Genomic DNA, 23,581 nt, shown 5'->3' on the forward strand with positions numbered 1-23,581 from the left:
TTTACAAAAGAAGAACAAAAATCCAGGGAGATCCGCCATGTACCAACTTTTCATCGAAGGCCTGCAACGCCTCGGCCGCGCACTGATGCTGCCGATCGCGATCCTGCCGATTGCCGGCCTGCTGCTGCGCCTGGGCGATACCGACCTGCTGAACATCGCGATCATCCACGACGCCGGCCAGGTGATCTTTGCCAACCTGGCGATGATCTTCGCCATCGGCATCGCGGTCGGTTTCGCCAAGGACAACAACGGTACGGCGGGACTTGCCGGGGTAATCGGCTATCTGGTGATGATCGCCACCCTCAAGGTGCTCGACCCGAGCATCAACATGGGCATGCTCGCCGGGATCGTCAGCGGCCTGATGGCCGGCGCGCTGTACAACCGCTTCAAGGACATCAAGCTGCCGGAGTACCTGGCCTTCTTCGGTGGCCGACGGTTCGTGCCGATTGTCACCGGGTTCGCCGCCGTGGGCCTGGGCGTGGTGTTCGGCTATATCTGGCCGCCGATCCAGCACGGCATCAACAGCTTCGGCACGCTGATGATGGAGAGTGGCAGCATTGGTGCGTTCGTCTTCGGCGTGTTCAACCGCCTGCTGATCGTCACCGGCCTGCACCACATCCTCAACAACATGGCGTGGTTCGTGTTCGGCAACTTCACTGACCCCACCACCGGTGCGCTGGTCACCGGCGACCTGTCGCGCTATTTCGCCGGCGACCCGAAAGGCGGCCAGTTCATGACCGGCATGTTCCCGGTGATGATCTTCGGCCTGCCCGCCGCGTGCCTGGCGATGTACCGCAACGCCCTGCCGGAACGGCGCAAGGTGATGGGCGGGATTTTCCTGTCGATGGCCCTGACCGCGTTCCTGACCGGCGTGACCGAGCCGATCGAATTCGCCTTCATGTTCCTCGCGCCACTGCTGTTTCTGCTGCATGCGCTGCTGACCGGTCTGTCGATGGCCATCACCAATGCGCTGAACATTCACCTGGGCTTCACGTTCTCCGGTGGCTTCATCGACATGGTGCTGGGCTGGGGAAAATCCACCAACGGCTGGCTGGTGTTCCCGGTGGGCCTGGCGTATGCCGTGATCTATTACGTGGTGTTCGATTACTGCATCCGTCGTTTCGACCTGAAGACGCCGGGACGCGAAACCAGCGCTGCCGCCCCGCAGGTAGCGGTGGCCGACAATGAACGCGCCGGGGCTTACATCAAGGCCTTGGGCGGCGCGGAGAACCTGATCACCGTCGGCGCCTGCACCACGCGATTGCGCCTGGACATGGTGGATCGCAACAAGGCCTCGGATACCGATCTGAAGGCGCTCGGCGCCATGGCCGTGGTGCGTCCGGGCAAGGGCGGGAGTTTGCAGGTAGTGGTGGGGCCGATGGCCGATGCGATTGCCGACGAAATTCGCCTGGCGATGCCGGCGCTGGGGCGTGCCATGGTGTCGTCACCGGCAGCAGAAATCGACGCGCCTCCACCTGCCGCCGTGGCAACACCCGAGGCGCAGCAATGGCTCAATGCGCTGGGGGGTGGCGACAATGTGCTGCAACTCGACTGCATCGCCATGACGCGCATCCGCTTGCAACTGGCCAATGGCAAGGCGTTGTCGGAGTGTGATTTGAAAGCGCTGGGTTGCCAGGGCGTGAGTCAGCTGGAAGGCGGTATCTGGCATCTGTTGGTTGGCGACAAGGCGCCGAGTTTGAGTGATGCGCTGGAAGCGTTGGTCAATCGCAGCGAGGTCAGTGCCAAGGTTTAGATCCTCGGTGCCTTATAGGCCGCCATCGCGAGCAAGCTCGCTCCCACATTGGATCGGCAAACACTGGACCATTGTGGGAGCGAGCTTGCTCGCGATGAGGCCATCACTAACACCACAAAAACCCGGTCAACAAAAAACCCGCTGAAATCACTTTCAGCGGGTTTTTCATTTCAGCGGCACGAGAATCAGAAATCCTCCAACCGCCACACTTCATAAGCCGGTGTCTCGTAGGGATGGCTCTGTTTCAGAGCCGCCACCACCGAGCGAATCAACTCATCGGCCACTACAAGCTCGACTTTCCATTCGTCGACCTGTTCGACCTGCCCTGCCTCGCCAATGAACGGCTGACTGCCGTCCAGTGGGCGAAACTGGCCGAGGCCCAACACTTGCCATGCACAGTGGTCGTAAGCGCCGATCCGTCCACCACCGGCGGCGAATACGGCACTTTTGACCTGTTCCACATGACTGGTCGGAACAAAGAAGCTGAGCTTGTACATCGCTATCAGTTAACCCACACGCGAGCATTACGGAACATGCGCATCAACGGTGCATCTTCGTTCCAGTCATCGGAACGCCACGAGTTCTGCACGGCGCGGAACACACGCTCCGGGTGCGGCATCATGATGGTCACGCGGCCGTCGCGGCTGGTCAAACCGGTGATCCCGCGCGGCGAGCCGTTCGGGTTGGCCGGGTAGCTTTCGGTGACCTTGCCGTGGTTGTCGACGAAACGCATCGCCACGCAACCGGACAGATCGGCTTCCAGCAGTGCTTCTTCGCTGGCGAACTCGGCATGACCTTCGCCGTGGGCGATGGCGATCGGCATGCGCGAACCGGCCATGCCCTGCAGGAAGATCGAGTTCGACTCCTGGATCTGCACCATGGCAACACGGGCTTCGAACTGCTCGGAACGGTTGCGCACGAAGTGCGGCCAGAACTCGCTGCCCGGGATCAGCTCGTGCAGGTTGGACATCATCTGGCAACCGTTGCACACGCCGAGGGTGAAGCTGTCGCTGCGCTCGAAGAAGCCCTGGAACGCATCGCGGGCACGGCTGTTGAACAGCGCGGATTTCGCCCAGCCTTCACCGGCACCCAATACGTCGCCGTAGGAGAAGCCGCCGCAAGCGACCATGCCCTTGAACTCGTTCAGGTCGACACGGCCGGCCAGAATGTCGCTCATGTGCACGTCGATCGCGTTGAAACCGGCGCGGTCGAACGCCGCCGCCATTTCCACCTGACCGTTGACGCCCTGCTCACGCAGCACGGCAACCTGTGGGCGAATGCCTTTCTTGATGTAAGGCGCGGCGATGTCCTGGTTGATGTCGTAGCTCAGCTTGACGCTCAGGCCAGGGTTGTCTTCTTCCAGCAGCACGTCGAACTCTTGCTCGGCGCAGTCGGCGTTGTCACGCAGGCGCTGGATCTGGTAGCTGGTCTCGGCCCACTGACGCTGCAGCAGACGACGCTGGCCTTCGAACACGGTGTCACCGTTGAAGGTGATGCTGATCTCGCCGTTGTTCATCGGCTGACCGATCACCGACACGCAATCACCCAGGCCGGCAGCGCTGAACTGCGCGAGGATGTCCGGGGTGGCGTCCTGCCGAACCTGGATCACGGCACCCAGTTCTTCGTTGAACAGGATGGCAGCGATATCGGCGGAGGTTTCCGCCAGACCGTCCAGGTTCAGGCTCAGGCCGCAGTGACCGGCGAACGCCATTTCGACGACGGAGGTCAGCAGACCACCGTCGGAACGGTCGTGGTAAGCCAGCAGGTGACCGTCGGCGTTGAGGCCCTGGATCACGGCGAAGAAGGCCTTCAGGTCTTCTGCGTCGTCGACGTCCGGCGCCTGCTTGCCGAGCTTGCCGTGGACCTGTGCCAGGATCGAGGCGCCCATGCGGTTCTGGCCGCGGCCCAGGTCGATCAGGATCAGGTCGGTGGTGCCCTTGTCCATGCGCAGTTGCGGGGTCAGGGTCTGACGGATGTCAGTCACTGGCGCGAAACCGGTCACGATCAGGGACATCGGCGACGTGACGGACTTGTCCACGCCTTCATCGTTCCAGCGCGTGGCCATGGACATCGAGTCCTTGCCCACCGGAATGGTGATGCCCAGCTCAGGGCACAGTTCCATGCCGACCGCTTTCACGGTGTCGTACAGACGCGCGTCTTCGCCCGGGTGACCGGCAGCGGACATCCAGTTCGCCGACAGCTTGATGTCGGAGATCTTGCCGATGCGTGAGGCCGCGATGTTGGTCAGGGTTTCGCCGATGGCCATGCGGCCCGACGCCGGAGCGTCCAGCAGTGCCAGCGGAGTGCGCTCGCCCATGGCCATGGCTTCACCGGTGTAGACGTCGAAGCTGGTGGCGGTGACGGCAACGTCGGCCACCGGAACCTGCCACGGGCCGACCATCTGGTCACGGGCCACGAGGCCGGTGATGGTGCGGTCGCCGATGGTGATCAGGAAGCTCTTGCTCGCCACGGCCGGGTGATGCAGGACGCGCTCGACGCAGTCGGCAATGTTCAGGGTCGACGGATTGAAGTCGTCGCCCAGCTCGGCTTCACGCACCACCGAACGGTGCATGCGCGGCGCCTTGCCCAGCAACACTTCCAGTGGCATGTCCACCGGGCTGTTGCCGAAGTGGCTGTCGGTGACGGTCAGCTGCGGCTCGGCGGTGGCTTCGCCGACCACGGCAAACGGGCAACGCTCACGTTCGCAGATCGCCTTGAAACGTTCGAAGTCAGCCGGGCCGACCGCCAGAACGTAGCGTTCCTGGGATTCGTTGGACCAGATTTCGTGCGGGGCCATGCCCGGCTCGTCGTTCGGAATGTTGCGCAGTTCGAAACGGCCACCGCGGTCGCCGTCGTTGACCAGTTCCGGGAAGGCGTTGGACAGACCGCCCGCACCCACGTCGTGGATGAAGCTGATCGGGTTCTTGTCGCCCAGTTGCCAGCAACGGTCGATGACTTCCTGGCAGCGACGTTCCATTTCCGGGTTTTCGCGCTGAACCGAAGCGAAGTCCAGGTCCGCCGAGCTGGTGCCGGTGGCCATGGAGGAAGCTGCGCCGCCGCCCAGGCCGATCAGCATCGCCGGGCCACCGAGCACGATCAGCTTGGAGCCGACGACGATCTCGCCTTTCTTGACGTGTTCTTCGCGGATGTTGCCCATGCCGCCTGCCAGCATGATCGGCTTGTGGTAGCCGCGAACTTCGTCACCGTGTGGCGTGGTAATCGATTGCTCGAAGGTACGGAAGTAACCGGTCAGTGCCGGACGGCCGAATTCGTTGTTGAACGCGGCGCCGCCCAATGGGCCTTCGATCATGATGTCCAGCGCGGTAACGATGCGCTCAGGCTTGCCGTACGGCACTTCCCACGGCTGTTCGAAGCCCGGGATCTGCAGGTTGGACACCGTGAAACCGGTCAGGCCGGCCTTTGGCTTGGCGCCACGACCAGTCGCGCCTTCGTCACGGATCTCGCCACCGGAACCGGTGGATGCGCCTGGGAACGGGGCAATCGCGGTCGGGTGGTTGTGGGTCTCGACCTTCATCAGGATGTGCACCGGTTCCTGCACCGCACCGTACTGGCGGGTTTCAGGGTCCGGGAAGAAACGACCGGCCACGGAGCCGACGATCACCGAAGCGTTGTCCTTATAAGCCGACAGGACACCTTCGTTGTGCATCTGGTAGGTGTTCTTGATCATGCCGAACAGGCTTTTTTCCTGGCTCTGGCCATCAATGTCCCAACTGGCGTTGAAGATCTTGTGACGGCAGTGCTCGGAGTTCGCCTGGGCGAACATCATCAGTTCGATGTCATGCGGGTTGCGCTTCAAGCCGACGAAGGCGTTGACCAGGTAGTCGATCTCGTCTTCGGCCAGGGCCAGGCCCAGCTCGGTGTTGGCTTTTTCCAGCGCGGCGCGGCCGCCACCCAGCACGTCGATGGCGGTCAGGGGTTTCGGTTCGGCGTGGCTGAACAGGCCGGCGGCCTGTTCGAGGTTGCCCAGCACGATCTGGGTCATGCGGTCGTGCAGACCGTCAGCGATCAACTGGGCTTCAGCATCGCTGAACTGGCCGGCCACATAGAACGCGATGCCGCGCTCCAGGCGCTGGATTTTCGCCAGGCCGCAGTTGCGGGCGATGTCGCTGGCCTTGCTCGACCATGGCGAGATGGTGCCGAAACGCGGCAGCACCAGAAACAGACGACCGGTCGGTTCTTGTACCGGAACGCTTGGACCGTACTTCAGAAGGCGCGCGAGCACCTGCTGTTCGTCGCCGGTCAGGACGCCGGTAACTTCGGCGAAGTGAGCGAATTCAGCATACAGGCCGCTGACAGCCGGAACCTTCTGGCTCAGTTGCTCAAGGAGCTTGCTGTGGCGAAAGGCGGAAAGGGCAGGAGCGCCGCGCAGGATCAACATCTTCGGGACAGCCTCGGGAAGGGGTGTGCTTTGAGGCCGTGCATTCTAGCCTAAACAGCCAGCGACATCACCCGAAACGCTACGCACGGTTGCACTCGGGTGTCGATCTGTGTTTCTGCCCCGAAAGTCAGGTTAACCGGGCGTATGACGACAGCTTATTTTTACTGTAACAAAACCCAGACAAGGCCCGTTCCTGCGGGGTTTCGGCCGAATTTGTGATCTCTAGCAGACTCGCCCTTCACTGTCGAGATATGGCGCCCGTGGTCCTTTGCGTATACTGCGCAGATGTTTTTCCCAATGGCTTTGCGTCCGCGGTACGCCAAATGGCTGATCGCAACCGGACTCTTCCTGATGCTCGGTGCCTGTGTTGATAAACCCAACACCCTCGAGCGCGTAAAGGAGGATGGCGTGCTGCGGGTGGTTACCCGAAACAGCCCCGCCACCTACTTTCAGGATCGCAACGGTGAAACCGGCTTCGAATACGAGCTGGTGAAGCGCTTCGCCGACGATCTGGGGGTCGAGCTCAAGATCGAGACCGCCGACAACCTCGATGACCTGTTCAATCAGGTCGGCAAGCCCAACGGCCCGGTGCTGGCGGCGGCCGGCCTGGTCAGCAGCGAAGAACGCAAGAAGCAGGTGCGCTTCTCGCACTCCTATCTGGAAGTCACCCCGCAGGTCATCTACCGCAACGGCCAGTCACGGCCGACCGACGCCAAGGACCTGGTGGGCAAGAAGATCATGGTGCTCAAGGGCAGCACCCACGCCGAACAGCTGGCGCAGCTGAAACAGAAATTTCCCGGCATCGAATACGAAGAGTCTGACGCAGTCGAGGTCGTCGATCTCCTGCGCATGGTCGACGAAGGCCAGATCGACCTGACGCTGGTCGACTCCAACGAAGTCGCGATGAACCAGGTGTACTTCACCAACATCCGGGTCGCCTTCGACCTCGGTGACGCCAGCAACCAGAGCTGGGCCGTAGGGCTGGGCGACGACAACAGCCTGCTCAACGAAATCAATGACTACCTCGACAAGGTCAAGAAAAACGGCACCCTGCAACGCCTCAAGGATCGTTACTACGGGCACGTCGACGTGCTCGGCTACATGGGCGCCACCACCTTTGCCCAACACTTGCAGCAACGCCTGCCCAAGTACGAACAGCACTTCAAGTCGTACGCCAAGAAAGAGAAAGTCGACTGGCGCCTGCTGGCGGCCATCGGCTATCAGGAATCCCTGTGGCAACCGGCCGTCACGTCCAAGACCGGAGTGCGCGGCCTGATGATGCTGACCCAGAACACCGCGCAGGCCATGGGCGTGTCCAACCGCCTCGATCCGAAACAAAGCATCATGGGCGGCGCCAAGTACCTGGCCTACATGAAGGACCAGCTCGACGACTCGATCCAGGAACCGGACCGCACCTGGTTTGCCCTGGCCGCCTACAACGTCGGCAGCGGTCATCTGGACGACGCACGCAAACTGGCGGCCAAGGAAGGATTGAACCCGGACAAATGGCTGGACGTGAAGAAGATCCTGCCGCGCCTGTCCGAGAAGAAGTGGTACAGCAAGACCCGTTACGGCTACGCCCGTGGCGGCGAACCGGTGCATTTCGTGGCGAACATCCGTCGCTACTACGACATCCTGACCTGGGTAACCCAGCCGCAGCTTGAAGGCGACCAGGTCGCCGAGGGCAAACTGCTTGTGCCGGGGATCGACAAGAGCAAGCCGGCTCAAGAGCCGGCGCCGCTCTGACAGCCACCACCAAACAAATGTGGGAGCGAGCTTGCTCGCGATGAGGCCCTTTCAGTCACATCGATTGTGTCTGTCAGACCGCTATCGCGAGCAAGCTCGCTCCCACAGGGTTTTGTGTTGGATTTAAGCCTTGGCAGCCGCCGCCAGAATCAGCGCCTTCATCTCCGACACCGCCGACTTGAAGCCAACGAACAACGCATGGGCCACCAGCGCATGCCCGATGTTCAGCTCGTTGATGCCCTTGATCGCCGCCACGGCTTCAACGTTGTGATAATGCAGGCCATGCCCGGCATTGACGATCAACCCCTGGGCCAGGCCGAAGGCCACGCCATCGGCGACACGCTTGAGTTCTTCGGCGACTTCGGTCGGTGTCTCGGCATCGGCATAACGCCCGGTGTGCAGTTCGATGGCCGGGGCGCCAACACGGCGCGAGGCTTCGATCTGACGCTCGTCGGCGTCGATGAACAGCGACACTTCGGAGCCGATCTTCGACAGGCGTTCAACCGCCGCCTTGATCCGCGCTTCCTGCCCCGCCACATCCAGTCCGCCTTCGGTGGTCAGCTCCTGACGGGTTTCCGGCACCAGGCAAATGTGCGCCGGGCGTATGCGTTCGGCGAACTGCATCATTTCTTCGGTAATGCCCATTTCGAAGTTCATGCGGGTTTGCAGCACGTCCTTGAGCACCAGAACGTCGCGTTCCTGAATGTGCCGGCGGTCTTCGCGCAGGTGCACGGTGATGCCGTCAGCGCCCGCCTCTTCCGCGTCCAGCGCTGCCTTGACCGGATCCGGATAACGGGTGCCCCGGGCCTGACGCAGGGTGGCAACGTGGTCGATGTTCACGCCAAGAAGAATACGGGTGCTGGTGGTCACGGAAAGCGCTCCAGAAGAAGAGAAAGTTCGGTGCACAGCATACGGTGTGATCAGGGCTTGCGAAACAGCTCGCGACTGACAAGTGGACGGCCACCCAGGTGTACGGCCAACGCCTGGCGCATCAAGCGCTTGGCGGCAGACAGAGCGCCAGGGGCAGACCAGTCGGCCTCAGCCATGGCCAGCAGTTCGGTGCCGTTGAACAGACCCGGTTGCAGCAGGTAGACCCGCTCCAGTCCCGCATCCACTTGCAAACGGTAGAGGCCGTCCGGTGCGATGGGCTGATCGTGAATATCAGTCGTCAGGGAAAACCCGTAGCCGAGGTCATCGAGCAAACGCCATTCGAAGGAGCGCAGCAAGGGCTCCAGGGGTCGACCTTCAGCCAGGGCCAGCAAGGTGGCGGCGTAATGATCGAACACCGAGGGGAGCGGATCTTCAGCGGGCAACAGGCGAATCAGCAGTTCATTGAGGTAAAGACCGCTGAACAGCGCCTCGCCATTGAGCCAGGTAGAAACACCGGCACTTTCCATGCGCCCGACGTTCTTCAGCTCACCCTTGCCCCGGAACTCGACTTCCAATGGCACGAATGGCCGCGCCAGCGTCCCGGCCTTGCCCCGCGCACTGCGCAACACCGCCCGCAGCCGGCCTTGCGGCGTCAGGAAATCCACCAGCGCGCTGTTTTCACGGTAGGCGCGGGAGTGGAGGACGTAGGCAGGTTGGGCGATGGGTTGGGACATGGAAATCGCAGATCTCAATGAAGAAACGCAGTTTTACAAACAGCCCAAAAACAATGTGGGAGCGGGCTTGCTCGCGAAGGCGGCGTAACAGCCAACATCACTGCTGAATGTTACATCCTCTTCGCGAGCAAGCCCGCTCCCACAGGGGATCGTTGTTGATCCGAAAAACGTATTACAGGTCGCCGTAACCCAACGAACGCAGCGCACGCTCGTCATCGGACCAGCCGCCCTTAACCTTAACCCACAGGTTGAGCATGATCTTGGAGTCGAACAGCAGCTCCATGTCCTTGCGCGCTTCGGTGCCGATACGCTTGATGCGCTCGCCCTTGTCGCCAATGATGATTTTCTTCTGGCCATCGCGCTCGACGAGGATCAAGGCATGGATGTGCAGGGTCTTGCCCTGCTGCTTGAACTCTTCGATTTCAACGGTGATCTGGTACGGCAGCTCGGCGCCCATCTGGCGCATGATTTTCTCGCGCACAAGCTCGGCGGCGAGGAAACGGCTGCTGCGGTCCGTGATCTGGTCTTCCGGGAAGAAGTGATCGTTTTCCGGCAAGTGCTCGGCAATCACCCGCTCCAGTGCATCGAGGTTGTGCCCGTGCTGCGCGGAAATCGGGATGATCTGCGCATTCGGCAGCTGCTCCTGCAACCAGCTCAGGTGCGGCATCAGCTCGGCCTTGTCTTCGATGCGATCGGTCTTGTTCAGGGCCACGATCAGCGGGCCGGTCACGTACTGGACGCGCTCGAGCACCATCTGGTCTTCTTCGGTCCACTTGGTGCGGTCGACCACGAAGATCACCACGTCGACGTCTTTCAACGCCGCCGAAGCAGTCTTGTTCATATAGCGGTTCAGGGCCTTCTCGCCACCCTTGTGCATACCGGGGGTGTCGACGTAGATCGCCTGCACGTCCCCCTCGGTCTTGATACCGAGCATGTTGTGACGGGTGGTTTGCGGCTTGCGCGAGGTGATCGCCAGCTTCTGACCCAGGATGTGGTTCAGCAGCGTGGACTTGCCCACGTTCGGACGGCCGACGATGGCAACATAGCCACAGCGCGTTGCGTTTGTATCAGTCATTGCCATTCTCCACACCCAGGGCAATCAGTGCTGCGGCGGCCGCTACCTGTTCGGCAATACGACGGCTCACACCCTGACCTCGGCTTTTTTCATTCAGTAAGATGATTTCGCATTCGACGAAGAACGTCCGGCAATGCGGCTCACCCTGGATATCCACCACTTCGTAACGCGGCAGCTCACAACCACGGGACTGCAGGAACTCTTGCAGGCGGGTCTTTGGATCTTTGTTGGTGTCGACCAGCGTCAGGCCTTCGAACTCTCCGGCCAGCCAGGCGAGCACACGCTCGCGGGCCACTTCCATGCCGGCATCGAGGTAGATCGCACCGATCAGCGCTTCCAGGGCATCGGCCAGAATCGACTCGCGACGGAAACCGCCGCTTTTCAGCTCGCCCGAGCCCAGACGCAGGTACTCACCCAGATCGAAACCACGGGCCAGTACGGCCAGGGTCTCACCTTTCACCAGGCGTGCGCGCAAACGCGACAACTGGCCTTCGCGGGCCAGCGGGAAACGCTCGAACAACGCCTCGCCGGCGACGAAGTTGAGGATGGCATCACCGAGGAATTCCAGGCGCTCGTTGTTACGCCCGGCAAAGCTGCGGTGAGTCAGGGCCAGGACCATCAGTTCCTGATCCTTGAAGGTGTAGCCGAGCTGACGCTCAAGACGGCTTAAGGAGACGCTCACGGTTTACCCACGCTGAGTTCGTGGTTCGATTGCACTGCCATCGCCGTGAGGCGGCGCAGGCTTGGGACAATTAACGCTGTGTTCAAAAATAACGTCCTGAATATCATTGGCTTCATGCTTTTTCCGTCACCTTCTTCAGGTTCCAGAAATGCATTCGGCGCTGTGTTCAACAGCGCCGTGTTTGATTACTTGATCAGGCCAACCCGCGAGAAATTCGGCAGGTGACTGAGTTTGGGTTCCGGCCAGCTCATCCAGACCGCGAAGGCCTTGCCGACGATATTCTTGTCAGGAACCATGCCCAGCAGATCCTTGGGAATGCTCGGGTCATCCCAGTAGCGACTGTCGTTCGAGTTGTCGCGGTTGTCGCCCATCATGAAGTAGTGCCCGGCCGGCACGGTCCACGAATGGTCCGGCATGGCGCGGTAGCGACTCATCTCCTTACGGATCATGTGCTCGGCGGCGCCGAGTTTTTCCTTGTAGAGCTCGGCGCTGCCCAGCGTGCCCGGCTCGGAGCCCACCAGTTGCTCGGCAATCGATTGACCGTTGACGAACAGACGCTTGTCGGCGGTGTAGCGAACCGTGTCGCCCGGCAAGCCAACCACACGCTTGATGTAGTTGACGTTCGGATCGCTCGGGTAGCGGAATACCATCACATCGCCGCGCTGCGGATCACCGACTTCGATAACTTTCTTGTCGATCACCGGCAAGCGGATCCCGTAGGAAAACTTGCTCACCAGGATGAAGTCGCCGACATCCAGGGTTGGCTTCATCGAACCGGAAGGAATCTGGAACGGTTCCACCAGGAACGAACGCAGCACCAGCACGATGAACAACACCGGGAAGAACGACTTGCCGTATTCGACCAGCAGCGGCTCTTTGTTCAGCTTCTCGACCACGACCATGTCAGGCTGGCTGACGCTGCCCTGATAGGAAGCGATGGCGGCACGCCGACGCGGGGCCAGGATCAACAGATCGAGCAACGCCAACAGGCCGCAGACAAATACGGCGATGACCAGCAACAGCGGGAAATTTAGTGACATAGGACCTAACTATCCAACCTGAGCACTGCAAGGAAGGCTTCCTGTGGAATTTCCACGTTGCCGACCTGCTTCATGCGTTTCTTACCGGCCTTTTGCTTTTCCAGCAGCTTTTTCTTACGGCTGACGTCACCACCGTAGCATTTGGCCAATACGTTCTTTCTGAGCGCCTTGACGGTTGTCCGCGCCACAATCTGCCCGCCAATGGCGGCCTGGATTGCCACATCGAACATCTGCCGCGGAATCAGATCCTTCATTTTCTCGGTCAACTGGCGACCTTTGTAGTGCGAATTGTCACGGTGCACGATCAGCGCCAGGGCGTCGACCTTGTCACCGTTGATCAGCACGTCCAGTTTCACCAGGCTGGCCGATTGGTAACGATCGAAATGGTAGTCCAGAGAAGCATAGCCGCGACTGGTGGACTTCAGACGATCGAAGAAGTCCAGCACCACTTCGTTCATCGGCAAGTCGTAGGTCACTTGTACCTGAGAGCCGAGGAACAGCATGTCGACCTGTACACCGCGTTTTTCGATGCACAGGGTAATGACGTTGCCCAGGTGCTCTTGCGGCACAAGAATATTGGCACGCACGATCGGCTCGCGCATGTCTTCGATGGCAGACAGGTCCGGCAGCTTCGACGGGTTATCGACGTAGATCGTCTCGCCAGTCTTGAGCAGCAGCTCGAAGATTACCGTCGGCGCCGTGGTGATCAGGTCCAGGTTGTACTCGCGCTCCAGGCGCTCCTGGATGATTTCCATGTGCAGCATGCCGAGGAAGCCGCAACGGAAGCCGAAGCCCAGGGCGTCGGAGCTTTCCGGCGTGTATTGCAGCGACGAATCGTTGAGGGTGAGCTTTTGCAGCGCCTCGCGGAAGTCTTCGAAGTCGTCGGAGCTGACCGGGAACAGGCCGGCGTACACCTGCGGCTGAATGCGCTTGAAGCCCGGCAGCACGTCGACGTCCGGCGTCGAGCTCAAGGTCAGGGTATCGCCCACTGGCGCACCGTGAATGTCCTTGATGCTGGCGATGATGAAGCCCACTTCGCCGGCCTTCAGGTCAACGGTCGGGGTGTGTTTCGGGTTGAAGACACCGACGCTGTCCACCAGGTGGATCTTGCCGGTGGACTTGACCAGGATCTTGTCGCCCTTCTTCACGCGGCCGTGGCGTACGCGCACCAGGGAGACAACGCCCAGGTAGTTGTCGAACCAGGAGTCGATGATCAACGCTTGCAGCGGATCTTCGATGTTGCCGGTCGGCGCCGGAATGGTGGTCACCAGGCGCTCGAGCACTTCATCGACGCCCAGGCCGGTCTTGGCAGAGCAAGTGACCGCGTCGGTGGCATCGATACCGATGATCTTTTCGATTTCTTCCTTGACGCGCTCCGGGTCGGCCTGTGGCAGGTCGATCTTGTTCAGCACCGGCATCACTTCCAGGCCCTGTTCGATCGCCGTGTAGCAGTTGGCAACCGACTGCGCTTCAACGCCCTGACCGGCGTCGACCACCAGCAGCGCGCCTTCACAGGCCGCCAGCGAACGGCTGACTTCGTAGGTGAAGTCAACGTGGCCGGGGGTGTCAATGAAGTTCAGCTGGTAGTTGATACCGTCTTTGGCTTTGTAATACAGAGTAACGCTGTGCGCCTTGATGGTGATCCCGCGCTCGCGCTCGAGGTCCATGGAGTCCAGGACCTGGGCTTCCATTTCGCGCTCGGCCAGGCCGCCACACATCTGGATGAAGCGATCGGCCAGCGTCGACTTGCCATGGTCAATGTGGGCGATGATGGAGAAATTGCGGATATGACTCAAATCACTCACGGATCAACACTCAAAAAGGCTGCAGGCATAGCCCGCCGAAAAATAGCCGGGAATTGTACCTGATCCACGGCACAAGCGTCACGTTCGCAGGTCAGACGGCACCTACAAAAACGCCCCGGTCTTGCGACAAGGGCGTTTTTTATCGTCAAAGCGCTCGGAAAAAGCCCGCCATCAACCGGCCCGGCGCAACAGCCAGAGCCCGGCCACGGCACAAATACCCGCCGGCACCAACACCGAAAGCAATGGTGGGAAGCCGAACACCTGGCTCGAAGGGCCCAGCAGATCCTGAACGATGCGGAAGGTGAAGCCCACCAGCACACCGGTGAACACCCGTTGCCCCAGGGTTACCGACCGCAGCGGACCAAAGATGAAGGAAATCGCCATCAACACCAGGGCGGCGGTCACCAGCGGTTGCAACACCTTGACCCAAAATGCCAGCCAGTAACGGCTGTTGTTCAACCCCTGGTCTGCCAGGTAGTGGATATAACCCCACAGACCGCTGATCGACAGCGACTCTGGCACCATGATAACCGTGCTCAGCAATTGCGGACTCAAGGCCACGCCCCAACGCTCGACCGGGGTCGACACCACTTCAGTGCTGCGCTCGTGGAACAGCGTGGTCGTGACGTCCGTCAACTGCCAGTGATCCGTGTCGAACTCGGCGCGCTTGGCGAAACTCGCCGACAGCATGTGCCGCTCGTTGTCGAAACGGTAGCGGGTCACGCCATACAGGATGCCGTTAGGCTGCACCGAGTTGACGTGAATGAACTCATCGCCCTGGCGGTGCCACAAACCGTGCTTGGCGCTTTGTGCATCGCCGCTGCCCTGGGCCAGCGAGCGATTGGCCTGCGCAGTGGTTTCAGCGGGCGGAGCGACGTACTCGCCGATCAGCAAGCCGGCCAGCATCAATACCAGCATCGGCTTCATGACCGCCCAGACGATCCGGCCGATCGACACGCCAGCGGCGCGCATGATCGTCAATTCACTGTTGCTGGCCAGACTGCCCAGGCCGATCAGGCAACCGATCAGCGCGGCCATTGGCAGCATTTCGTACATCCGGCGCGGAGCGGTCAACAACACATAACTCAGCGCATCGACCAGGGTGTAGGTGTCGCTGACTTCACTCATCTCGTCGATGAAGGCAAACAGCGTCGCCAGACCAAGAATGATCCCGAGCACCGCCAGAATCGCCATGAACACGCTGCTACCAATGTAGCGATCCAGCTTAACCACGGGCCACCTCCAGCGCGCTGCGGCGACTCGCCCTCATCAAGCGCAAGGGTTCCCAATAGAGCAGGCCCAGCCCAATGGCCAGGAAAATCCCGTGCACCCACCACAAGCCCAACACTGCGGGGATCTTGCCCTTGTCGAGGGCACCACGGGCGGCAATCAGAATGGTCAGGTAAGCCATATAGAGAAGAATCGCCGGCAGCAATTTGAGGAATCGACCCTGACGCGGGTTGACCCGCGACAGTGGCACCGCCATCAAGGTCACGATGAACACCAGCAACGGCAGTGATATGCGCCATTGCAATTCGGCGCGCATGCGAATGTCTTCACTGCCGATCAACATACTGGTCGGCATCGCGTCACGGTCGGTGACTTCGTCGCTGACTTCCGGCTTTGGCAGCAATACACCGTACTCGTCGTACTTGATCGCCCGGTAGTCGGCCTGACCCGGACTGCCGTCATAACGATAGCCGTTGTCCAGGATCAGATAGCGGTTGCCGTCCGGACGAATTTCCTGACGCCCCTTTTCCGCCACCAGCACAGAAATTCCGCGATCCTTGTTGTTGGAACTGATGTTCTTTTGCGAGATGAACACACCGCCCAGGTTCACGCGATCATCCGACATGCGCTCGGTATAGGTGACCCGGGTGCCGTCACGCAGGGACTGGAAGCGCCCCGGCTCCAGGGTATCGAATTCGGTGAGGGCATCCTGCTTGTTCAGCAGCAACTGAAACTGATTGGCCCCTTGTGGCGCCAGGCTCAGGCTCAGCCACGCGACAACGAGTGCAACCAGGGTGGCAGGAAACATCGTCATCCAGACCAGCCGCTGCTGGCTCATGCCGGTAGCCGAGAGCACGGTCATTTCGCTTTCAAGGTACAGCCGCCCGTAGGACAACAGGATCCCGAGAAACAGCCCCAGCGGCAGGATCAACTGGAGGAACCCCGGCAGGCGAAAGCCCATGATCAGGAACAGCGACCCCGGATCCAGCAGGCCCGAGGCCGCCTGGGCGAGGTATTTGATGAAGCGACCGCTCATGATGATGACCAGCAGCACGGCGCTGACGGCGCTCAAGGTCAACAGGACTTCGCGGGACAGATAACGGAAGACGATCAAACCAGACACTCCAGGGTTGTCAGGCTAAGGCGGCCAAACAAGCAAACGTATCGAACGGCCCGCAAGACAGAGCCGCCGAAAAAAGATGGCGCATTATCCTGTGATTGGGTGCGCCTGTCACTGCGCAATGCGTTGGGGCGCAGGGTGTAGGGGCGTGACAGCTCCGGGCGGCGTTCCGACGATGGTCGTCAATGATAACGCGGGGAGCCTGAAGCCCCGCGGTGGTCTCGGGTTCTTCGCGAGCAGGCTCACTCCTACAACAGGGCCGTCAATTCCATGAAGATCGTACAACCGAGGGTTGTCAGCCGCCGGTAGCGAGGTTCAAACTGCGGCCTTTGTCGCCGGTCGATCCTGGCGCCTTTCTTTATATAAGCAATCGACGCACATAAGGTGTCGGGTGCATGCGTGATAACCATCAATTCAGGGACCCGGACATGGAACTGGTTGTAAAAAGCGTCAACCCGGAAACGTTGAAGACCGCCACTCTCGTGGTCTCCGTCGGCGAAGGCCGCAAGCTCGGTGCCGTTGCCAAACAACTCGACGAACTGAGCGGCGGCGCGATCAGCGCAGTGCTCAAGCGCGGCGACCTGGCCGGCAAGGTTGGCCAGAGCCTGTTGCTGCACAGCTTGCCGAACCTCAAGGCCGAGCGCGTGCTGCTGGTGGGCGTTGGCAAGGACGACGAACTGGGTGACCGCCCGTTCCGCAAGATCATCGCCGGCATCCTCAACACCCTGAAGGGCCTGGGCGGCAGCGACGCGGTACTGGCTCTCGACGAAATCGTGGTCAAAGGCCGCGACAGCTACGGCAAGACCCGCCTGCTGGCTGAAACCCTGGTGGACGGCGAATACAGCTTCGAGCAGTTCAAGAGCCAGAAAGCCGAACCCCGCGCCCTGAAGAAAATCACCCTGCTGACCATCAAGGCCGCCCAGGCCGAAGTGCAGCGCGCCGTGACCCACGCCACTGCCATCGCCAACGGCATGGCCTTCACCCGTAACCTGGGCAACCTGCCGCCGAACATCTGCCACCCGACTTTCCTCGGCGAGCAGGCGAAAGACCTGGGCAAGGAATTCAAGGATCTGAAAGTCGAAGTCCTCGACGAGAAGAAGATCAAGGCGCTGGGCATGGGTTCGTTCTACGCCGTAGGCCAGGGCAGCGCCCAGCCGCCACGCCTGATCGTCATGCAATACAACGGCGGCAAGAAATCCGAGAAGCCGTATGCGCTGGTCGGTAAAGGCATCACCTTCGACACCGGCGGCATCAGCCTCAAGCCAGGCGCCGGCATGGATGAAATGAAGTACGACATGGGCGGTGCCGCCAGCGTGTTCGGCACCCTGCGTGCCGTGCTGGAACTGAAGCTGCCGATCAACCTGGTGTGCATCCTGGCCTGCGCCGAGAACATGCCGAGCGGCAACGCTTCGCGTCCTGGCGATATCGTCACTACCATGAGCGGCCAGACCGTCGAAATCCTCAACACCGACGCCGAAGGCCGCCTGGTGCTGTGCGACGCACTGACCTACTCCGAGCGCTTCAAGCCACAAGCCGTGATCGACATCGCCACCCTGACAGGCGCCTGCATCGTTGCGCTGGGCTCCCACACCTCGGGCCTGCTGGGCAACAACGACGAACTGATCGGCCAACTGCTGAGCGCCGGCAAGGCTGCCGACGACCGCGCCTGGCAACTGCCGCTGTTCGATGAGTACCAGGAACAGCTGGACAGCCCGTTCGCCGACATCGCCAACATTGGCGGCCCGAAAGCCGGCACCATCACCGCCGCCTGCTTCCTGTCGCGCTTCACCAAGAACCTGAACTGGGCGCACCTGGACATTGCCGGCACCGCCTGGACCAGCGGCGGCAAGGACAAGGGCGCCACTGGCCGTCCGGTTCCTTTGCTGACCCAATACCTGCTGGACCGCGCCAAAGCCTGAAACCAATGACCCTGGGGGCATTGCTTTCGGGCAGTGCCCCCCCCAGGGCTCAGGAACCGCAATGACCAAAGTCGACTTCTATATCCTGCCCAGCGCCGATCCTTCGGCACGCCTGGATTTCGCCTGCAAGCTAACCGAAAAGGCCTGGCGCATGGGGCACCGTGTCTACCTGCATTGCAGCGACGCCGCCCAACGCAACGATCTCGACGCACGCCTCTGGACGTTCAAGGGTGAAAGCTTCGTGCCCCACGGCCCCGCCGAAAACGAACCGGATGGCCTTATTGTCCTGGGTGTGGGTGACGATTGCGGTCAGCATCAGGACTTGCTGGTCAATCTCGACCTGAAAGTCCCGGCCTTCGCCCAGCGTTTCGCCCGCGTGGCGGAAGTGGTGGTGGAAGACCCGACGATTCGCCAGGCCGCGCGGGAGAGTTTCCGTTTCTACCGCGAACAGGGCTATCCTCTGCAAGATCACCGTTTACAGCGACTCTGAGCCTTCCAATGGACACTCCAAAACCGCTGCAACAGTCCGCGCACCTGCTGGACGACCTTGAGTCGATCCGCCAATTGCTCGGCGATGACAACCTGCAACCGCCCCTGCTGACCGACACGGTCGAGGAAGGCGATCAGGAACAGATTCCCATGTTGTTCGACGCCGTCAGCGAGCCTTCGCCGCCCGTCGAACCGACACCCCCTGCCCCGATCGTTGAACCGGTCATCACGGCTGCGCCGGCGCCTGCCGTCAGCAAGAACCCGGATGACCTGTTGCACCTGGACAGCGAACTGCGCGCTGCCGCGCAGTTGATCATGCAAGACGTGATCGACGATTTCGCCCCGCACATCGAGACCGAAATCAAACGCCGCCTCAGTGCACGACTGGAGCGGTTGTTGAGCCAGTACAACGACTGAACAACTTGCGGCGAGGGCTCTTCTGTGGGAGCGAGCTTGCTCGCGATAGCGGTCGAACAGACACATCAATGTTGAATGTGACGCCCTCATCGCGAGCAAGCTCGCTCCCACAAAAAGCCCCCGCCACAGGTTGAATCTTCAGGTGCTGAGATAGCGCCCGATCAACGCAATCCCACTGGCCAGCACCAGCCACGTCACCAGGCGCACGAACGCCTCGCGAGACATCCGCATAGTCAGGCGCCGCCCGATCCACAACCCCAGCGCCATGGCCGGCAACAGACACACCGCCAACACCAGCAACGGCAAATCGGCATACACCCCGGCAATAGCAAACAGACTCAAACGGACCACCGTGCTGCAACTGATCAGCGCACTCTGGGTCGCCCTTGCCGCATCCTTGGGCAACCGACTGTTCAGATAAATCGCATAGAGAAAGCCGCCGCTGCCAAACAACGCGCCAAACATCCCGCCCACCGCCCCCATCGGCAGAGCCCACACGGCAGACAACTGCGCCGGGCGGGTTTTGACCCACAGGCTGTAGATCGCATAGGCGCTGATAAACAGCCCCATCAGCAGCAGCAACAGATCGGACTTGAGGTTCAGCAGGAAAATCACCCCCAGCGTGCAGCCCACCGCCATGCAGGGCAACAGCCGCAACAGCTCCGGCCGGGCGACATCCCGCCGCGAAGGCAACAGGTTGCCGAATGCCGCGACAAAATCGAGCAGCACCAGCAACGGCACGATCTTGGAGAGCGGCATGAACAGAATCAGAATCGGCCCGGCGATCAACGCCGTACCGAACCCGGCGATGCCGAACACAATGTAAGCCAGGGCGATGCCCGCGCCGATGACCAGCCAGTCCATGGCGCTGAAAGGCCATTGGTTCAACAACGTCAATACGCTCATTGCAGCGTTCCTCTACTTTAAGTTCGCTGACTTTAGCCATCGCCGAGCGTTGCGACTAATATCATCAAAGCCACTAACCCATCTCAAAAAGGCATGCCTTGTGCTTTCAACCCGGCAACTGCGTTACTTCGTTGAAATCGCTGAATGCGGCAGCTTCGGCGCCGCAGCCGAGCGCCTGTTCATCGCCCAATCGGCCCTGAGCCGGCAAATCAAGGACATGGAAGTCCACCTGCAAACCCCACTTTTCGAACGTACTGCGCGGCGGCCCCAGCTCACTCCAGCGGGTGAGGCTTTCTTACCCCGCGCCAAAAACCTGTTGAGCGAGCTGATCAAAGCCAGCGAGACGGCCACCAGGATCGGCAAAGGTCAGCACGGCACCTTACGTTTGAGCCATTCCAGCACTGTGCCCATGAGCGGCCGACTGCTGCGCAGCGTCGGCCGTTATCTCGAACATAATCCCGGCGTGTCCATGGACATCGCTCAGTTGTCTTCCGAGGCGCAGCTGCAAGAGTTGGCAGACGGCCGACTGGACATCGGCCTATTGCGCCTGCCAGTGCTGCGTCAGTGTGAAGAGGTGCAGATCGACCCGCTGTACGACGAACCTTTGCTGGTGGCAGTCCCACCCGATCACTGGCTGGCGAGGGACAAATCCGGGCAGAAGATCAACCTGGGGCAGCTACGCGACGAAGCGTTTATTTCCATCCCTCATCCCCAGCGAGGCGGTCTAAGCTACCTTTCTGCCGAGTTGTGCATGCGCCAAGGCTTCTTTCCCAAAGCAGCTCGGGTAATTTCGCGTAAAACCACGCAACTGCAACTGATCCAGGCGGGATTTGGTATCGCCCTCTTGCCGGAATCGATGCAAGACATTGCGCCGCCCAACGTTCATTTCCTGCCTTTGGCAGACCCCGGCAGCCATAGCTGCGTCGCTCTGGCGTACCGCAAACACCCCACAGCACTGGTTCAACAGTTCCTCGAGCATTTCGTCATATAGGGGTCGTGCATTCACTTGAAGAATGCCTTTAAACTGCGCCCCATGATTAAAGATCCCTTTGCAAGACTCGGCCTGGACCGCGAAGTCCTGACCGTCAGCCAGCTCAACGGCCGCGCGCGAGTGTTGCTCGAAGACGTGTTCAGCAACATCTGGGTAGAGGGCGAAATCTCCAACCTCGCCCGCCCGGCGTCCGGCCACGTGTATTTCACCCTCAAGGACAGCGGCGCCCAGGTGCGTTGCGCGCTGTTCCGGCAGAACGCAGCACGGGTTCGTCAGGCCTTGAAGGACGGGCTGGCGGTCAAAGTGCGCGGCAAGGTCTCGTTGTTCGAGGGGCGTGGTGACTATCAACTGATCCTCGACACCGTGGAGCCGGCCGGCGATGGCGCCTTGCGCCTGGCCTTCGATGCACTCAAGGATAAGCTCAGCGCCGAAGGCCTGTTCAGTGCCGAGCGCAAGGTCCCGCTACCGGCGCATCCGCAACGCATCGGCATCATCAGTTCGCCCACCGGGGCGGTGATCCGCGACATCATCAGCGTGTTCCGCCGTCGCGCACCGCAGGTGCAGTTGACGCTGATCCCCACCGCCGTACAGGGCCGCGAAGCCACCGCACAGATTGTTCGCGCGCTGAAACTGGCGGATGCCCGCGGTTTCGACGCCCTGATCCTGGCCCGGGGCGGCGGTTCGCTGGAAGACCTCTGGTGTTTCAACGAAGAAGCCGTGGCCCGCGCCGTGGACGCTTGCGTGACGCCGATTGTCAGCGCGGTCGGCCATGAAACCGACGTGTCGATCAGCGACTTCGTGGCCGATGTACGCGCGCCCACCCCTTCCGCTGCCGCCGAATTGCTGGCACCGGACTCCAGTGACCTGGTGCGTCGGGTCGAGAGCCTGCACCGTCGGCTGGTGATGCGCATGCGTGACCGCTTGATGCGCGACCGCCTGCGCCTGGAAGGTATCTCTCGCCGCCTGCGTCATCCCGGCGAGCGCCTGCGCCAGCAAGCGCAACGCCTGGATGACCTGGACATGCGCATGCGCCGCGCGTTCGAGCGTAGCCTCAACACCCGTCGCGAACGCTTGATCCGCCTGGAAACCCGCCTGGCTGCACAACATCCGGGCCGGCAACTGGCAATGTTGCGCCAGCGCCTCGACAGCCTGGCCGAACGCCTGCCGCGCGCCATCCGCGAAGGGCTGAAGAACCGTCGCCTGCAATTGCACAGCCAGATGCAGACCCTGCATGTGGTCAGCCCGCTGGCGACCCTCGGCCGTGGCTACAGCATCCTGCTGGACGAGCGCGGCAATGCGATCCGCAACGCCGCGCAAACCCACACCGGCCAGCGCCTGAAAGCCAAGCTGGGCGAAGGCGAACTGCAAGTACGGGTCGAAGACAACCACCTGACACCTGTCACCCTTTCTTTACTGGACTGATCCATGCCGCGTTTCCTGGCTCCATTGCTGTTGCTGCTCCTGACCTTCAACGCCCACGCCGACAGCTACATCACCCGCCTGTTGAACAAACCGGTGCCGGGCGGCGTGGCGGTGGTGGATCTGGGCCCGTCCGCCCAGGCGCCAAAAGCCAGTTATCAAGGCAAACCCGTGCTGGTCGTGAAGGAGCAGAACAACTGGCTGGCCATCGTCGGCGTGCCGCTGACGGTCAAGCCGGGGGCCCAATCGATCAGCAGCGGTGGTCGCAATCTGAACTTTACGGTTGGCAACAAGAAATACCCGGAACAGCGCATCACCCTGAAGAACACCCAGCAGGTCAATCCGGACCCGGAAAATCTCAAGCGCATCGAGCGTGAACTGGCCGAGCAGATTGCCGCTTACCGCACGTTCAGCCCCAGTACGCCAAGCAACCTGCTGCTGGACAAACCGGTGAACGGGCCGCTGTCGAGCAAGTTCGGCGTGCGCCGCTTCTTCAACGGTGAGGAGCGTAATCCTCATTCGGGCCTGGATTTCGCGGTGGGCGCCGGCACGCCGATCAAGACACCGGCCGCGGGCAAGGTGATCCTGATCGGCAACTACTTCTTCAATGGCAATACGGTGTTCGTCGACCATGGTCAGGGCTTTATCAGCATGTTCTGCCACATGTCGAAAATCGACGTGAAGGTGGGGCAACAGCTGGCCCGGGGTGGTGTGGTTGGCAAGGTCGGGGCGACTGGTCGGGCGACCGGACCGCATATGCACTGGAACGTCAGCCTGAACGATGCGCGAGTGGATCCGGCCATCTTCATTGGTGCGTTTCAACCTTGATTATTGCGTAAGGCAGCTGACGCCATCGCGAGCAAGCTCGCTCCCACAGTGTCCGTGTTCACGCAGATCCAATGTGGGAGCGAGCTTGCTCGCGATGGCAATTTCACAGGCACCGAAAGTCGTCCAGCCATGCCCCACACCAATTGCGCGCCGCCTGA

At 61.1% G+C, this 23,581-nt stretch carries 19 protein-coding genes; 8 read left to right on the top strand and 11 right to left on the bottom strand.

Annotated elements, in window-relative coordinates; genetic code table 11:
• Positions 1 to 37 precede the first annotated feature (37 nt).
• Positions 38 to 1,753, top strand: a complete 1,716-nt coding sequence (gene nagE / locus PMI26_RS17180; RefSeq protein WP_007973952.1) for an N-acetylglucosamine-specific PTS transporter subunit IIBC — start codon at positions 38 to 40, stop codon at positions 1,751 to 1,753.
• Between the two features lie 185 nt (positions 1,754 to 1,938).
• On the opposite strand, the gene PMI26_RS17175 is transcribed toward nagE, so the two are convergent.
• Together PMI26_RS17175 and purL are read right to left on the bottom strand one after the other, a co-directional pair.
• Entirely contained in the window at positions 1,939 to 2,250 is a 312-nt protein-coding gene (locus tag PMI26_RS17175; RefSeq protein ID WP_007973953.1) for a Nif3-like dinuclear metal center hexameric protein, read from the bottom strand.
• 5 nt (positions 2,251 to 2,255) lie between these two features.
• Positions 2,256 to 6,152, bottom strand: coding sequence for a phosphoribosylformylglycinamidine synthase (purL, locus tag PMI26_RS17170; RefSeq protein WP_007973954.1), 3,897 nt, complete (start codon positions 6,150 to 6,152; stop codon positions 2,256 to 2,258).
• Positions 6,153 to 6,437: 285 nt separating this feature from the next.
• Between purL and mltF the strand changes: the two genes are divergently transcribed.
• Entirely contained in the window at positions 6,438 to 7,898 is a 1,461-nt protein-coding gene (gene mltF, locus PMI26_RS17165; protein ID WP_033047785.1) for a membrane-bound lytic murein transglycosylase MltF, read from the top strand.
• A gap of 123 nt (positions 7,899 to 8,021) precedes the next feature.
• Here the strand turns inward: mltF and pdxJ are convergent, their stop codons facing one another.
• From pdxJ to lptF, 8 genes are all read right to left on the bottom strand, one after another.
• Complete coding sequence (gene pdxJ, locus PMI26_RS17160; RefSeq protein WP_007973957.1) at positions 8,022 to 8,768, bottom strand: pyridoxine 5'-phosphate synthase; 747 nt, start codon at positions 8,766 to 8,768, stop codon at positions 8,022 to 8,024.
• Positions 8,769 to 8,818: 50 nt separating this feature from the next.
• On the bottom strand, positions 8,819 to 9,502 hold the full coding sequence (gene recO / locus PMI26_RS17155) for a DNA repair protein RecO (protein WP_007973958.1): 684 nt from the start codon (positions 9,500 to 9,502) through the stop codon (positions 8,819 to 8,821).
• 172 nt (positions 9,503 to 9,674) lie between these two features.
• The gene (era, locus tag PMI26_RS17150; RefSeq protein WP_007973959.1) at positions 9,675 to 10,577 is read right to left on the bottom strand and encodes a GTPase Era; all 903 of its coding nucleotides are present in this window, start codon (positions 10,575 to 10,577) and stop codon (positions 9,675 to 9,677) included.
• On the bottom strand, positions 10,570 to 11,259 hold the full coding sequence (gene rnc / locus PMI26_RS17145; protein ID WP_007973960.1) for a ribonuclease III: 690 nt from the start codon (positions 11,257 to 11,259) through the stop codon (positions 10,570 to 10,572). Before rnc ends, era begins: the two co-directional genes overlap by 8 nt.
• 185 nt (positions 11,260 to 11,444) lie before the next feature.
• Positions 11,445 to 12,299, bottom strand: a complete 855-nt coding sequence (gene lepB, locus PMI26_RS17140) for a signal peptidase I (protein ID WP_007973961.1) — start codon at positions 12,297 to 12,299, stop codon at positions 11,445 to 11,447.
• A gap of 5 nt (positions 12,300 to 12,304) precedes the next feature.
• Complete coding sequence (lepA, locus tag PMI26_RS17135; protein ID WP_007973962.1) at positions 12,305 to 14,104, bottom strand: translation elongation factor 4; 1,800 nt, start codon at positions 14,102 to 14,104, stop codon at positions 12,305 to 12,307.
• 171 nt (positions 14,105 to 14,275) lie between these two features.
• Positions 14,276 to 15,337, bottom strand: a complete 1,062-nt coding sequence (gene lptG, locus PMI26_RS17130) for an LPS export ABC transporter permease LptG (protein WP_007973964.1) — start codon at positions 15,335 to 15,337, stop codon at positions 14,276 to 14,278.
• Positions 15,330 to 16,448, bottom strand: a complete 1,119-nt coding sequence (gene lptF / locus PMI26_RS17125) for an LPS export ABC transporter permease LptF (protein ID WP_007973965.1) — start codon at positions 16,446 to 16,448, stop codon at positions 15,330 to 15,332. The genes lptG and lptF overlap by 8 nt, the downstream gene beginning before the upstream one ends.
• 434 nt (positions 16,449 to 16,882) lie before the next feature.
• Between lptF and PMI26_RS17120 the strand changes: the two genes are divergently transcribed.
• The 3 genes from PMI26_RS17120 to PMI26_RS17110 all read left to right on the top strand — a co-directional run bounded on the left by PMI26_RS17120 (position 16,883) and on the right by PMI26_RS17110 (position 19,279).
• Positions 16,883 to 18,373: a leucyl aminopeptidase gene (locus PMI26_RS17120; RefSeq protein WP_033047791.1), complete on the top strand. Its 1,491-nt coding sequence runs from the start codon at positions 16,883 to 16,885 to the stop codon at positions 18,371 to 18,373.
• A gap of 61 nt (positions 18,374 to 18,434) precedes the next feature.
• Entirely contained in the window at positions 18,435 to 18,863 is a 429-nt protein-coding gene (locus tag PMI26_RS17115) for a DNA polymerase III subunit chi (RefSeq protein WP_007973969.1), read from the top strand.
• An 8-nt stretch (positions 18,864 to 18,871) separates the two neighbouring features.
• Complete coding sequence (locus tag PMI26_RS17110) at positions 18,872 to 19,279, top strand: hypothetical protein (protein ID WP_007973972.1); 408 nt, start codon at positions 18,872 to 18,874, stop codon at positions 19,277 to 19,279.
• A gap of 138 nt (positions 19,280 to 19,417) precedes the next feature.
• Here PMI26_RS17110 and PMI26_RS17105 read toward each other — a convergent pair whose 3' ends face one another.
• Complete coding sequence (locus PMI26_RS17105) at positions 19,418 to 20,185, bottom strand: sulfite exporter TauE/SafE family protein (protein WP_007973974.1); 768 nt, start codon at positions 20,183 to 20,185, stop codon at positions 19,418 to 19,420.
• 100 nt (positions 20,186 to 20,285) lie between these two features.
• Here PMI26_RS17105 and PMI26_RS17100 point away from each other — a divergent pair, with 100 nt between their 5' ends.
• From PMI26_RS17100 to PMI26_RS17090, 3 genes are read left to right on the top strand one after another with little or no spacing between them, the layout of a single operon-like run.
• Positions 20,286 to 21,176 (top strand): LysR family transcriptional regulator, encoded by an 891-nt coding sequence (locus PMI26_RS17100; RefSeq protein WP_007973975.1) that lies wholly within the window; start codon positions 20,286 to 20,288, stop codon positions 21,174 to 21,176.
• A 42-nt stretch (positions 21,177 to 21,218) separates the two neighbouring features.
• Complete coding sequence (gene xseA / locus PMI26_RS17095; protein ID WP_033047786.1) at positions 21,219 to 22,598, top strand: exodeoxyribonuclease VII large subunit; 1,380 nt, start codon at positions 21,219 to 21,221, stop codon at positions 22,596 to 22,598.
• Between the two features lie 3 nt (positions 22,599 to 22,601).
• Positions 22,602 to 23,423: a M23 family metallopeptidase gene (locus tag PMI26_RS17090; RefSeq protein ID WP_007973978.1), complete on the top strand. Its 822-nt coding sequence runs from the start codon at positions 22,602 to 22,604 to the stop codon at positions 23,421 to 23,423.
• Positions 23,424 to 23,581: the final 158 nt, after the last annotated feature.

The organism is Pseudomonas sp. GM33 (genome assembly GCF_000282295.1).
Classification (GTDB): domain Bacteria; phylum Pseudomonadota; class Gammaproteobacteria; order Pseudomonadales; family Pseudomonadaceae; genus Aquipseudomonas; species Aquipseudomonas laurylsulfatiphila.